The sequence below is a fragment of the Salmonella sp. JXY0409-18 genome, assembly GCF_020268625.1.
Classification (GTDB): domain Bacteria; phylum Pseudomonadota; class Gammaproteobacteria; order Enterobacterales; family Enterobacteriaceae; genus Salmonella; species Salmonella enterica.
The window spans coordinates 415,598-427,817 of sequence record NZ_CP084216.1 but is presented as its reverse complement, the minus strand read 5'-3'; the positions used below and the strand labels follow the sequence as shown (position 1 = coordinate 427,817).

Below are 12,220 nucleotides of genomic sequence, written 5' to 3'. Positions count from 1 at the left end.
GAGAGAGCACGGGATTTTGGTTTTTAACCCTGCGGCTTATTTACCACGGGCTTCGATTACGGCCTGAGCAACGTTGTTCGGCGCATCATCATACTTCAGGAATTCCATAGTGTACGATGCGCGACCTTTGGTCAGAGAACGCAGCTGAGTTGCATATCCGAACATTTCAGACAGCGGTACTTCAGCGTGGATCTTAACGCCTGTAACTTCAGATTCCTGACCTTTGAGCATACCACGACGGCGGCTAAGGTCGCCGATAACGTCACCGGTATTCTCTTCAGGTGTTTCTACTTCAACCTTCATGATCGGCTCAAGCAGAACTGGTTTTGCTTTCTTAAAGCCTTCTTTAAAGGCGATAGACGCAGCCAGTTTAAACGCCAGCTCAGAGGAGTCAACGTCATGGTAAGAACCGAAGTGCAGACGCACACCGAGATCAACTACCGGATAACCCGCCAGCGGGCCAGACTTCAGCTGCTCCTGGATGCCTTTATCAACGGCCGGGATGTATTCGCCAGGAATTACACCACCTTTGATGTCGTTGATGAACTCGTAACCTTTCGGGTTAGAGCCCGGCTCCAGCGGGTACATGTCGATAACAACATGACCATACTGACCGCGACCACCAGACTGTTTCGCGTGTTTACCTTCGATGTCGGTAACTTTCGCGCGAATCGCTTCGCGGTAAGCAACCTGAGGTTTACCCACGTTAGCTTCAACGTTGAATTCACGCTTCATACGGTCAACGATGATATCCAGGTGAAGTTCACCCATACCAGCGATGATGGTCTGGTTAGATTCTTCGTCAGTCCATACGCGGAATGACGGGTCTTCTTTCGCCAGACGGCCCAGAGCCAGACCCATTTTTTCCTGGTCAGCTTTGGTTTTCGGTTCTACCGCGATGGAGATTACCGGCTCAGGGAATTCCATACGTTCCAGAATGATCGGGTTTTCCGGATCACACAGGGTGTCACCGGTAGTCACGTCTTTCAGGCCGATAGCAGCCGCGATGTCGCCCGCGCGAACTTCTTTGATCTCTTCACGTTTGTTGGCGTGCATCTGAACGATACGACCGAAACGCTCACGTGCGGTTTTCACGGAGTTCAGTACGGTATCACCAGAGTTAACCACACCGGAGTACACACGGAAGAAGGTCAGGTTACCCACAAACGGGTCGGTAGCGATTTTGAACGCCAGCGCAGAGAACGGCTCGTCGTCGCTTGCGTGACGCTCAGCCGGAGTATCTTTACCGTCGTCCAGAATACCGTTGATCGCAGGTACGTCTACCGGGGATGGCAGGTAATCAATTACCGCATCCAGCATCGCCTGAACACCTTTGTTCTTGAATGCAGAACCACAGGTTACCAGGATGATTTCGTTGTTCAGAACGCGCTGACGCAGAGCTTGTTTGATCTCTTCTTCAGTCAGTTCTTCACCACCCAGGTATTTTTCCATCAGCTCTTCAGAAGCTTCTGCGGCGGACTCGATCAAGTTCTGGTGCCATTCGTTAGCCAGGTCCTGCATGTCAGCCGGGATATCTTCGTATTCGAAGGTAACGCCCTGGTCGGCATCGTTCCAGTTGATGGCTTTCATTTTCACCAGGTCAACAACGCCGGTGAAACCTTCTTCAGCACCAATTGCCAGCTGCAGCGGAACCGGGTTCGCGCCCAGACGGGTTTTGATCTGACCAACAACTTTCAGGAAGTTCGCGCCCATGCGGTCCATTTTGTTAACGAACGCAATGCGCGGAACTTTGTATTTGTTTGCCTGACGCCATACGGTTTCAGACTGCGGCTGAACACCACCAACTGCGCAGTAAACCATTACCGCACCATCGAGAACACGCATGGAACGTTCTACTTCGATAGTGAAGTCAACGTGCCCCGGGGTGTCGATGATGTTGATGCGATGCGGTTCATACTGCTTAGCCATACCAGACCAGAATGCAGTAGTCGCTGCGGAGGTGATAGTAATACCACGCTCCTGCTCCTGCTCCATCCAGTCCATGGTAGCTGCGCCGTCATGAACTTCACCGATTTTGTGGTTTACACCGGTGTAGAACAGAATACGTTCGGTAGTAGTGGTTTTACCGGCGTCGATGTGCGCACTGATACCGATATTACGGTAGCGTGCGATGGGTGTTGTACGAGCCATTTGATTCCTCGTTGATATCTTTAGGCGTTCAGTTAAGTTATCCAAAACGGGCGACTTACCTGAAGCGCCCGCCTGGTGACTATGACTCCGAAGGGATTACCAACGGTAGTGTGCGAACGCCTTGTTGGCTTCTGCCATACGGTGAACGTCTTCACGTTTCTTAACTGCAGTACCTTTGTTTTCTGCAGCGTCAGAAAGTTCGTTCGCCAGGCGCAGAGCCATGGATTTATCACCGCGTTTACGAGCAGCTTCTACGATCCAACGCATTGCCAGAGCATTACGACGGACCGGACGGACTTCAACTGGTACCTGATAAGTAGAACCACCTACACGGCGGGATTTAACTTCTACAGTCGGGCGAACGTTTTCGAGAGCGACTTCGAAAGCTTCCAGTTCAGATTTACCAGAACGCTGAGCCAGGGTCTCCAGCGCGCTGTATACGATTGATTCTGCAGTAGATTTTTTACCATCTACCATCAGGATATTGACAAATTTAGCCAGCAGTTCTGATCCGAACTTCGGATCCGGCAGAATTTTACGCTGACCAATGACGCGACGACGTGGCATGGAAATACTCCGTTGTTAATTCAGGATTGTCCAAAACTCTACGAGTTTAGTTTGACATTAATTTAAAACGTTTGGCCTTACTTAACGGAGAACCATTAAGCCTTAGGACGCTTCACGCCGTACTTAGAACGAGCTTGCTTACGGTCTTTAACGCCGGAGCAGTCAAGCGCGCCACGAACGGTGTGGTAACGAACACCCGGGAGGTCTTTAACACGACCGCCACGGATCAGGATCACGGAGTGCTCCTGCAGGTTGTGACCTTCACCACCGATGTAGGAAGTCACTTCAAAACCGTTAGTCAGACGAACACGGCAAACTTTACGCAGTGCGGAGTTCGGTTTTTTAGGAGTGGTAGTATATACACGAGTACATACGCCACGTTTTTGCGGGCATGCTTCCAGCGCAGGCACGTTGCTTTTCGCAACTTTGCGAGCACGTGGTTTGCGTACCAGCTGGTTAACTGTTGCCATTAAATAGCTCCTGGTTTTAGCTTTTGCTTCGTAAACACGTAATAAAACGCCCTCACACAATATGAGGACGCCGAATTTTAGGGCGGTGTCGAAAAGGTGTCAAGAAATATACAACGATCCCGCCATCACCAGGCCATCTGGTTGGCATACTTAACCGTGAGTCTGACAAACTCAGTATAGTCAACCCTGACGACACTGTCTGAAATTTGACCACCCAGGCCGCGGGCGTCAATGTCTTCTTTCAAGGCATAGACCGTTATGGGGGCATCACGCAGACTTTCAAGGAAGCGGTTACCTTCAATCGCGACGGTAACGCCATCCTGGAGCAGCAAAAGCGCATCGCCCTCTTTTAGCAGGCGCAGCAAAGCGGGAAAATCAACGCCCGAGGCGCAATGAGGTAAGGTATGCAGCATAAACGCCTCAGAATCTCAGGATGACATCATAGTTGCCAAGCTCGCGGCGTAACGCTACGGGTTCCAGCGGCGTGGCGTCTACCACAAAATTAACGTTCTCCAGACCACGCTCGCGCAGCGATGCCGCGCAGATCCAGCATTGATCAATATCGTACAAATCAAAGAGCTTGAAAGTAGCAATATAATCACGCGCCAGCACAGCGTCTGGTTTTTGTCCCGGTAATAACTGAAAGACGCCGTCGCTGATAAAAAAGACGCCCAGCGCTTCCGTTAGAGCTGACGTCGCCAGCAGCGCATCCAGTCCTTCACGGCCTGAGGCGCTGCCGTGCGGCGCGGTGGAAAAGACAAATGCAATACGTTTCATTAAAACTGCACCACCCGATCGCAGGTGAGAGATGCCTCCGCCAGCGCGCCCAGTCCGCTTAGCGTAAAGCCCGGCTGAAGATTGGCGGACGGCAACGCCAGTCTGCCAGCTTCAGTTTCATCAATAATACCGCGACGAAGCGCCGCCGCGACACAGATGTTCAGCGCTACGCCATGCTGCGTATTCAATTTCTGCCAGGCGCGTACCAGATCATATTCATCGCTCGCCGGCGAGGTCAGGAGATTGGCGTTATAGACACCTTCCCGATAGAAAAAGACGCTGGCTAACTCATGCCCCTCATTGAGCAGCGCGTGGGCGAACTGCAAAGCGCTGCTGGCCTGCTGGGTGCCATATGCCGGCCCGGTGACCATAATGGCATAACGCATTATTTATCCTGCCCCTGAAAATCGCCGCTTTTGAACTGGCGAATATAGAGGTAAACCGTGTGTTTTGAGATATTCAGACGATCGGCTACCTGGTTAATGGCGTCTTTAATATCGAAAATGCCTTTTTCGTACAGGTTAAGGACGATCTGACGATTTTTCGCGTTGTTAGAGACATTACGATCGGCATTCACTTCTTCGATCGTGAACTCCAGCGTCTGGGTGACTAAATCTTCGACTGAGGAGGCAAAATTAACCGCTGAGCCGACTTCCGGCGTTTCCGGCGGAATAAAGGTATTCATAATCTGTGAAAATGGCACATCAAGGTTCATGTTGATGCACAGTAGACCAATGACGCGCTGCTCGCGGTTGCGAATGGCAATCGTCAACGACTTCATCAAGACACCGCTTTTCGCGCGCGTGAAATAGCATTTCGACACGCTACTGTCCGCCCCTGTCATGTCGTGCAACATGCGCAACGCCAGGTCGGTAATCGGCGAGCCAATTTTACGGCCCGTATGTTCGCCATTGGCAATACGAATGGCTGAACATTTTAGATCCTGCAAAGAGTGCAATACGATTTCACAATGGGAACCTATAAGCATCGCTAACCCGTCCACTACCGCTTCGTAGGATTTCAGAATATCGAAGTCGGTTTGCTCGAAGGGACGCTGATCCAGCAAATCAAGTTCACTGGTTTCGTTGGTTAAAAGCGACCTGGACATGAAAAAAAACACTCCTTTTCAGGAGCCTGTCGTTATGTTTTCAGGGCAGGCTCATTATTTACGCGGATGATTAAATTAATACAGTGAGGGTTCATCTTTCCAGTACTAATTTGCTCGTCTATTTCAGACTACGTGCGCGTTGGCGGTCATTCAGCCTACGGTCTCGCCCTTAACGACCAGCACAAGCGCCGTTATCCGCAAATCAAATTATGGTGAGTAATATATCCGGCCTGCATAAAAAAAACCGCCGCTATTACAAGCGGCGGCTCTCAGTTTTTATTTTTTAGCAGCATCTGCGGCTTTAGCGTCAGCCGCATCGGCAGGTTTAGCATCCGCTTTCGGTGCTGGTTTGATATCCAGCAGCTCTACGTCGAATACCAGGGTGGAGTTCGCCGGGATACCCGGAACGCCCGTTTTACCGTAGGCCAGCGCCGGTGGGATAACCAGCTTGATCTTGCCGCCTTTCTTAATATTTTTCAGGCCTTCAGTCCAGCCAGGGATAACGCCGTCCAGACGGAAGGAGAGCGGTTCGCCGCGCGTGTAAGAGTTATCAAACTCTTTACCGTCGATCAGCGTACCTTTGTAGTTCACCACAACGGTATCGCTATCTTTCGGCGCCTCGCCTGTGCCTTCTTTCTCTACTTTGTAAAGCAGACCGGTAGAGGAGGTTTTCACGCCTTTCTCTTTAGCAAAAGCGTCGCGGAACGTTTTACCTTTTGCTTCGTTATCGGCAGCGTCTTTTTCCATCTTCGCCTGAGCAGCGCTCTTCACGCGTGCTTCAAACGTCTGCAGCGTTTGCTCAATTTCCTGATCGGACAGTTTGCTCTTATCGGCAAAGGCATCCTGAACGCCGGCAATCAACTGATCTTTATCCAGTTTGATGCCCAACTTTTCCTGCTCTTTAAGCGAATTTTCCATGTAACGACCCAGCGAGGCGCCCAGCGCATAAGCCGCTTTTTGGTCGTCGTTTTTAAATGCTGCTTTGCTATCAGCGGTAGCTGCCGGTTTCGCCGCATCAGCAGCAAAAGTGATCGGTGCGTGCATAGCAACGGCCATCGTAGTTGCCAGCAGCGTGGCTTTAAACAGTGATTTCATCCATATCTCCAGGGCCGGGGCATCTCGCCCCATGTTAACTTACGTAAGAAGCGTACTATAAATCGTTGCAGAACAAATCAACATACGAACACGCCCTATTATCACTTCTTTTCAGACTCTTTTTGTTTAAATTAGTTTCGTAGGGCGCGTAATGGTTGCTGTGAAAGCCGGTAAAGTTAAGTAGAATCCGCCGACGGAGACAACATAAAGAGGTACATCATGCAGGATATCACGATGGAAGCTCGTCTGGCTGAACTGGAAAGCCGTCTGGCGTTCCAGGAGATTACCATAGAAGAACTAAACCTGACGGTAACCGCACATGAAATGGAGATGGCGAAGCTGCGCGATCATCTGCGTTTGCTCACGGAAAAGTTAAAAGCCAGTCAGCCGTCAAATATCGCCTCTCAGGCAGAAGAAACGCCGCCGCCGCATTATTGAGACGAAAAAAAAAGCGGGGTTAACCCGCTTTTTTTGTGCCCGATGATTTATCGAACCAATGATAATACCCTAAGGATTTCGAGTCACAGCAAGGCGGCAAGCTTGAAAATTCCCCGGGAGCATAGATAACTATGTGACCGGGGTTTGAAAGCGTAGCCAACACCACGGTGGCTTGAAAGACGACGGGGATTAGTGGCAACCGCAGCCGCCTTTACCACCGCCACCGCAGCAGCCTTCGCCGCCGTGCTCGTGACCATGGTCATGACCATGACCGCCACAGCAGCCGTCTTCACCGTGATCGTGGTGGTGATCGTGCGCGCCGTGAACATGACCGTGAGCCAGTTCTTCTTCAGTCGCTTCACGAATCGCAACAACTTCGACGTTAAATTTCAGATTCTGGCCCGCCAGCATGTGGTTACCATCAACCACAACGTGATCGTCTTCCACTTCGGTAATCTCTACCGGTACCGGGCCCTGGTCGGTTTCAGCCAGGAAACGCATCCCTACCTGCAGTTCATCAACGCCCATAAAGACGTCTTTAGGCACACGCTGCACCAGATTTTCGTCATACTGGCCGTAAGCGTCGTTCGCGCCAACAGCGACATCAAATTTGTCGCCAACTTCATGGCCTTCCAGCGCGGTTTCCAGACCAGAGATCAGGGAGCCGTGACCGTGCAGGTAATCCAGCGGCGCACTCACCGGAGACTCATCAACCAACACACCGTCTTCTGTACGTACCTGATAGGCCAGGCTGACCACCAGGTCTTTTGCTACTTTCATGATATCTCCTGAGCATGGGAAGAATAGTGGCGCAGATTGTAGCGGAATTCTGCAGCCGTGTACCCCTTAGCTTAAAAAAACCTGCGGCATATCGCTAGTCCGGATGAAAAATCCCGATCACTTGCTCTTCTTTGCGAACATGCTCGCGAACGTCTTTATCCGCTTCCCGCATTTGATGCCCGCACTTAACGCATTCAACAATATCGACATTATTTTCACGCCACATCGCCATTGTATCCTGCGCCTGACAGGCCGGACATTTCGCGCCTGCAATAAAACGTTTACGGATTGCCATTGTTCACCTCTACTCAAATTCATCCCAGCCATCCAACTGGCGCCGTTCCTGTTGCATTTCGCGCTGAAAAATCTCCTCCAGTTCGCGTCGGGCCTCTCTGGCGCGCGAAATCTGTACCATGTCGCTATGCTCCGGGATCAGTTCCCGCAACATTCGCATATCCAGCCGACGAAAATGCAACTGCGCGCGTTGCGCCTGATGCGGATGCATACCTAACGACACCAGAGTTTTACGTCCCAATTCCAGCGCGCTGGAAAACGTTTCACGGGAAAACTGCGTGACGCCAGCCTGTAATAACTCATGGGCCTCCACACGTCCACGCGCTCGCGCAAGAATATGCAGATGAGGAAAATGCTGCTGACACAGCGCCACCAGCTTCATCGTGTCTTCCGGTTCATTACACGTGATGACTATCGACTCCGCCGCCTCCGCGCCCGCAGAACGCAGCAGCTCGACTTGTGTAGCGTCGCCGTAATACACTTTATAACCATATTTGCGCATCAGATTAACGGCGCCGATATCGCGTTCCAGCACGGTGATACGCATCTTATTCGCCATCAATAAGCGAGCGATCACCTGACCAAAACGGCCAAAGCCGACGACAATCACCTGGGGCTTATCATCCTCAACCCACGGCTTTTCATCATTCTCTTCCGGGCCATTAAGACGGCGCGATAACCACTTATCAATCCCTTTCATCAGTAGCGGCGTGGTCATCATTGATAACGTGACAGTCACCAATAATAACGCCATCTGATCGCCCTGAAACAGGCGCTGAGAAGAGGCGGTAGAAAAGAGCACAAAAGCGAACTCGCCCCCCTGACTCAGCACGCTGGCAAACTGCATCCGTTCAGAACTTCTTATTCCATATAGCCGCGCCAGCAGATACAGCGTCAGCATTTTTATGGCGACCAGAATAACAACGCTCGCCGCCACCCACAGTAAATGGGTATAAAGTACGCCGAGATTTAGCGACATACCGACGGAGATAAAGAACAGCCCAAGCAGTAAACCTTTAAAGGGATCGATAGCGTTTTCCAGCTCATGCCGGTATTCGCTCTCTGCCAGTAAAACGCCGGCAATGAAGGTTCCCAGGGCCATCGACAGTCCCAGCGCGTCCATAAATAAGGCGGCGCTCAACACCAGCAACAACGTCGCGGCAGTGAAGACCTCCCGCACGCCGGACGCAGCAATAAAACGAAATACCGGGCGCAACAGGTAACGACCGCCAATCAGCATTACCGCGAAGGCCAATACCTTCATTGCCACTTTAAACCAGTCGAAATGCTCGTCGGCCGATCCCGCCAATAAAGGCACCAACGCCAGCGCGGGGATCACCGCTAAATCCTGAAACAGTAAGACGGAAAACCCTAACTGCCCGGACTCGCTACGGTTCATGCCTTTCTCGCGCATCAGTTGTAGCGCCATCGCCGTCGAAGACATCGCCAGGCCAATCCCGCCGACGACCGCCGCCTGCCATAAGAAATCAGCAAGCATCAATAACCCCGCCAGCACCGCCGCGCTTAACAGCACCTGAGCAGCGCCGACGCCGAAGATAGAGCGCCGTAGTTGCCAAAGCCGGGACGGATTGAGTTCGAGACCAATGATAAACATCAGAAACACGACGCCCAGTTCGGAAAAGTGCAGGATCTCGTCAACGTCGCTGATAAATCCCAGCCCCCACGGACCGATGGCGATTCCCGCCAGCAAATACCCTAGCACCGCGCCGATGCCCAGCCTCGCGGCTAACGGCACCGCCGCCACCGCCGCGAAGAGGAACAACACTCCCGCTGTCAATAAATCAGCACCTTCCATCAATAGCCTCCCGCGCTCACAGGATTCGCCAGCCACTCGCCATAGGCTTTCGCATGACTGGCCAGCGTCTGCGGCGACTGGCGGCGCGCCCAGTACACAATAATGGGCGGCATCCAGTGCATCCGGCACATGGCCGCGGTCAGTTCAAAAGGGCGGAGTACATCGCTCATTGGATAGCGGTTTAGCGCGTCATACCGGTAAGCGCTCTCCGGCTCGCCGGTCGTAATCACGCTACGCCAGTACTTTCCCACCAGTTGGTTTCCCCCTGGTCCGCTGGCGAACCCCCGACTCAAAACGCGATCAAGCCATTCTTTCAGTAAAGCCGGACAGCTATAGGTGTAAAGGGGATGCTGAAAAACAATGACGTCGTGCTCACGTAACAGGGCTTGTTCATAGGGCGTGTCGATAAAAAAATCAGGATAGCGCGCATAAAGATCGTGCACGGTTACGTTATTGTGCTGTATGGCCGGTTTAAGCAGTACCCGGTTAGCAACCGAGTCCTGAGATTCCGGATGGGCATACAACAGCAAGACTTTCGCTGGCTGAGACATCAATCCCCCTCCCGGTTGTTTTGGGTCGATACATGCCATTCTTCAGGCCGCTTCTACGTTGACAGCGTTTGTTCAACTCAGGAACGTACTCTATGTCCGCCGCTTGGGATTAATGAGAGATATTCTTGTCCCTCACCAAAGGCGGCCTGAATGATTTTGTGTATCGTTGTTGTTTTGAGCTACCATTGCGCTCCAGCGCGGCGGTACGCCCGAATATTACATTATCATAATGATAAATTAACATAGTCTGAACATACGGCGCCTTATGATTGTTTTCTCCTCGTTACAAATTCGTCGCGGCGTGCGCGTCCTACTGGACAATGCCTCGGCTACCATTAATCCAGGCCAGAAAGTCGGCCTGGTGGGTAAAAACGGCTGCGGTAAATCTACCCTGCTGGCATTGCTAAAAAATGAAATCAGCGCCGATGCCGGGAGTTTTACCCTGCCCGGAACCTGGCAATTAGCGTGGGTGAATCAGGAAACACCTGCGTTGCCTCAGCCAGCGATTGAGTATGTCATTGATAGCGACCGTGAATACCGGCAGCTGGAGGCGCAGCTTAACGACGCCAACGAACGTAACGACGGACATGCTATCGCCTCCATACACGGTAAGCTGGACGCCATCGACGCATGGACCGTTCGCTCGCGCGCCGCCAGCCTGCTACACGGCCTCGGCTTCTCTAACGATCAGCTGGAACGTCCGGTCAGCGACTTTTCCGGCGGCTGGCGGATGCGCCTTAACCTGGCCCAGGCGCTGATTTGCCGTTCCGATTTACTGCTGCTCGACGAACCGACCAACCACCTCGATCTGGATGCCGTTATCTGGCTGGAAAAATGGCTGAAGAGCTATCCGGGCACCCTGATTCTGATCTCCCACGATCGCGATTTTCTTGACCCGATAGTGGATAAAATTATCCATATCGAACAGCAGACTCTGTTCGAGTACACCGGCAACTACAGCGCGTTTGAAGTTCAGCGCGCCACGCGCCTGGCGCAACAGCAGGCGATGTATGAGAGCCAGCAGGAGCGTGTGGCGCATCTGCAAAGCTACATCGACCGTTTCCGCGCCAAAGCGACCAAGGCCAAGCAGGCACAAAGCCGTATCAAGATGCTGGAGCGTATGGAGCTGATTGCGCCAGCTCATGTCGACAACCCGTTCCATTTCAGCTTCCGCGCGCCGGAAAGCCTGCCGAACCCGCTGCTGAAGATGGAAAAAGTCAGCGCAGGTTATGGCGATCGCATCATTCTGGAATCCATCAAGCTGAACCTGGTGCCCGGCTCACGTATCGGCCTGCTGGGCCGCAACGGTGCGGGGAAATCGACGCTGATCAAGCTGCTGGCGGGCGAACTGGAACCGTTGCACGGTGAAATTGGCCTCGCCAAAGGCATTAAGCTCGGCTACTTCGCCCAGCACCAACTGGAGTTCCTGCGCGCCGATGAATCCCCGTTGCAGCATATGGCGCGTCTGGCGCCGCAGGAACTGGAGCAGAAGCTGCGCGACTATCTCGGCGGCTTCGGTTTCCAGGGCGACAAAGTAACGGAAGAGACGCAACGTTTCTCCGGCGGCGAGAAAGCGCGCCTGGTACTGGCGCTGATCGTCTGGCAGCGTCCAAATCTGCTGCTGCTCGATGAACCGACCAACCACCTGGATCTCGACATGCGTCAGGCGCTCACCGAAGCGCTGATTGATTTTGAAGGCGCATTGGTCGTCGTGTCGCACGACCGCCACCTGATTCGCTCCACCACTGACGACCTCTATCTGGTGCACGACAAAAAGGTCGAACCGTTCGACGGCGACCTGGAAGATTATCAGCAGTGGCTGAGCGACGTGCAGAAGCAGGAAAACCAGGCCGACGACGCGCCGAAGGAAAACAACGCCAACAGCGCCCAGTCACGCAAAGATCAGAAGCGTCGCGAAGCCGAGCTACGTACTCTGACGCAGCCGCTGCGTAAAGAGATTACCCGTCTGGAAAAAGAGATGGAAAAGCTCAACGCCCAACTGGCGCAGGCGGAAGAGAAACTCGGCGACAGCAGCCTGTATGACCCCAGCCGTAAAGCGGAGATGACCGAGTGTCTGCAACTGCAGGCCAGCGCCAAATCCGGGCTGGAAGAGTGTGAAATGGCATGGCTTGAGGCGCAGGAGCAGCTTGAGCAAATGATGCAGAACGACTAA

The 12,220-nt window shown here is 52.8% G+C and carries 14 protein-coding genes; 2 read left to right on the top strand and 12 right to left on the bottom strand.

What is annotated here, in order from left to right:
* Positions 1 to 36: 36 nt before the first annotated feature.
* The 8 genes from fusA to fkpA form a co-directional block, all read right to left on the bottom strand.
* On the bottom strand, positions 37 to 2,151 hold the full coding sequence (fusA, locus tag LDB27_RS01940) for an elongation factor G (protein ID WP_000124693.1): 2,115 nt from the start codon (positions 2,149 to 2,151) through the stop codon (positions 37 to 39).
* Positions 2,152 to 2,247: 96 nt separating this feature from the next.
* Entirely contained in the window at positions 2,248 to 2,718 is a 471-nt protein-coding gene (gene rpsG / locus LDB27_RS01935; protein WP_001138043.1) for a 30S ribosomal protein S7, read from the bottom strand.
* Positions 2,719 to 2,813: 95 nt separating this feature from the next.
* Entirely contained in the window at positions 2,814 to 3,188 is a 375-nt protein-coding gene (rpsL, locus tag LDB27_RS01930; RefSeq protein ID WP_000246815.1) for a 30S ribosomal protein S12, read from the bottom strand.
* 125 nt (positions 3,189 to 3,313) lie between these two features.
* A complete protein-coding gene (gene tusB / locus LDB27_RS01925) occupies positions 3,314 to 3,601 on the bottom strand; it encodes a sulfurtransferase complex subunit TusB (RefSeq protein ID WP_000903398.1) in 288 nt (95 codons plus the stop codon).
* Positions 3,602 to 3,608: 7 nt separating this feature from the next.
* The gene (gene tusC / locus LDB27_RS01920) at positions 3,609 to 3,965 is read right to left on the bottom strand and encodes a sulfurtransferase complex subunit TusC (protein WP_000820705.1); all 357 of its coding nucleotides are present in this window, start codon (positions 3,963 to 3,965) and stop codon (positions 3,609 to 3,611) included.
* Positions 3,965 to 4,351 carry a sulfurtransferase complex subunit TusD gene (gene tusD / locus LDB27_RS01915; protein ID WP_001268010.1) on the bottom strand — a complete coding sequence of 129 codons (387 nt, stop codon included), beginning with the start codon at positions 4,349 to 4,351 and terminating at the stop codon, positions 3,965 to 3,967. The genes tusC and tusD overlap by 1 nt, the downstream gene beginning before the upstream one ends.
* Positions 4,351 to 5,073: a transcriptional regulator gene (locus LDB27_RS01910; protein ID WP_000091471.1), complete on the bottom strand. Its 723-nt coding sequence runs from the start codon at positions 5,071 to 5,073 to the stop codon at positions 4,351 to 4,353. The genes tusD and LDB27_RS01910 overlap by 1 nt, the downstream gene beginning before the upstream one ends.
* 276 nt (positions 5,074 to 5,349) lie before the next feature.
* Entirely contained in the window at positions 5,350 to 6,168 is an 819-nt protein-coding gene (fkpA, locus tag LDB27_RS01905; protein ID WP_000838225.1) for an FKBP-type peptidyl-prolyl cis-trans isomerase, read from the bottom strand.
* A 219-nt stretch (positions 6,169 to 6,387) separates the two neighbouring features.
* Here fkpA and LDB27_RS01900 point away from each other — a divergent pair, with 219 nt between their 5' ends.
* Positions 6,388 to 6,606, top strand: coding sequence for a protein SlyX (locus LDB27_RS01900; RefSeq protein WP_001152701.1), 219 nt, complete (start codon positions 6,388 to 6,390; stop codon positions 6,604 to 6,606).
* A gap of 189 nt (positions 6,607 to 6,795) precedes the next feature.
* Here LDB27_RS01900 and slyD read toward each other — a convergent pair whose 3' ends face one another.
* The 4 genes from slyD to kefG form a co-directional block, all read right to left on the bottom strand.
* The gene (gene slyD, locus LDB27_RS01895) at positions 6,796 to 7,386 is read right to left on the bottom strand and encodes a peptidylprolyl isomerase (RefSeq protein WP_000861341.1); all 591 of its coding nucleotides are present in this window, start codon (positions 7,384 to 7,386) and stop codon (positions 6,796 to 6,798) included.
* Positions 7,387 to 7,480: 94 nt separating this feature from the next.
* Complete coding sequence (locus tag LDB27_RS01890; protein WP_001007735.1) at positions 7,481 to 7,681, bottom strand: YheV family putative zinc ribbon protein; 201 nt, start codon at positions 7,679 to 7,681, stop codon at positions 7,481 to 7,483.
* A gap of 9 nt (positions 7,682 to 7,690) precedes the next feature.
* A complete protein-coding gene (gene kefB, locus LDB27_RS01885) occupies positions 7,691 to 9,496 on the bottom strand; it encodes a glutathione-regulated potassium-efflux system protein KefB (RefSeq protein WP_000398129.1) in 1,806 nt (601 codons plus the stop codon).
* Entirely contained in the window at positions 9,496 to 10,047 is a 552-nt protein-coding gene (gene kefG, locus LDB27_RS01880; protein ID WP_000081820.1) for a glutathione-regulated potassium-efflux system ancillary protein KefG, read from the bottom strand. Before kefG ends, kefB begins: the two co-directional genes overlap by 1 nt.
* A gap of 265 nt (positions 10,048 to 10,312) precedes the next feature.
* On the opposite strand from kefG, the gene LDB27_RS01875 reads away from it, so the two are divergent.
* A complete protein-coding gene (locus tag LDB27_RS01875) occupies positions 10,313 to 12,220 on the top strand; it encodes an ABC transporter ATP-binding protein (protein ID WP_000634769.1) in 1,908 nt (635 codons plus the stop codon).

Coding starts and splice junctions, on each gene's coding strand:
- LDB27_RS01875 (WP_000634769.1), top strand. CDS start 10,313: ATGATTGTTTTCTCCTCGTTACAAATTCGTCGCGGCGTGCGCGTCCTA.
- slyD (WP_000861341.1), bottom strand. CDS start 7,386: ATGAAAGTAGCAAAAGACCTGGTGGTCAGCCTGGCCTATCAGGTACGT.
- kefB (WP_000398129.1), bottom strand. CDS start 9,496: ATGGAAGGTGCTGATTTATTGACAGCGGGAGTGTTGTTCCTCTTCGCG.
- fusA (WP_000124693.1), bottom strand. CDS start 2,151: ATGGCTCGTACAACACCCATCGCACGCTACCGTAATATCGGTATCAGT.
- rpsL (WP_000246815.1), bottom strand. CDS start 3,188: ATGGCAACAGTTAACCAGCTGGTACGCAAACCACGTGCTCGCAAAGTT.
- tusC (WP_000820705.1), bottom strand. CDS start 3,965: ATGAAACGTATTGCATTTGTCTTTTCCACCGCGCCGCACGGCAGCGCC.
- rpsG (WP_001138043.1), bottom strand. CDS start 2,718: ATGCCACGTCGTCGCGTCATTGGTCAGCGTAAAATTCTGCCGGATCCG.
- kefG (WP_000081820.1), bottom strand. CDS start 10,047: ATGTCTCAGCCAGCGAAAGTCTTGCTGTTGTATGCCCATCCGGAATCT.
- LDB27_RS01900 (WP_001152701.1), top strand. CDS start 6,388: ATGCAGGATATCACGATGGAAGCTCGTCTGGCTGAACTGGAAAGCCGT.
- tusB (WP_000903398.1), bottom strand. CDS start 3,601: ATGCTGCATACCTTACCTCATTGCGCCTCGGGCGTTGATTTTCCCGCT.
- LDB27_RS01910 (WP_000091471.1), bottom strand. CDS start 5,073: ATGTCCAGGTCGCTTTTAACCAACGAAACCAGTGAACTTGATTTGCTG.
- LDB27_RS01890 (WP_001007735.1), bottom strand. CDS start 7,681: ATGGCAATCCGTAAACGTTTTATTGCAGGCGCGAAATGTCCGGCCTGT.
- fkpA (WP_000838225.1), bottom strand. CDS start 6,168: ATGAAATCACTGTTTAAAGCCACGCTGCTGGCAACTACGATGGCCGTT.
- tusD (WP_001268010.1), bottom strand. CDS start 4,351: ATGCGTTATGCCATTATGGTCACCGGGCCGGCATATGGCACCCAGCAG.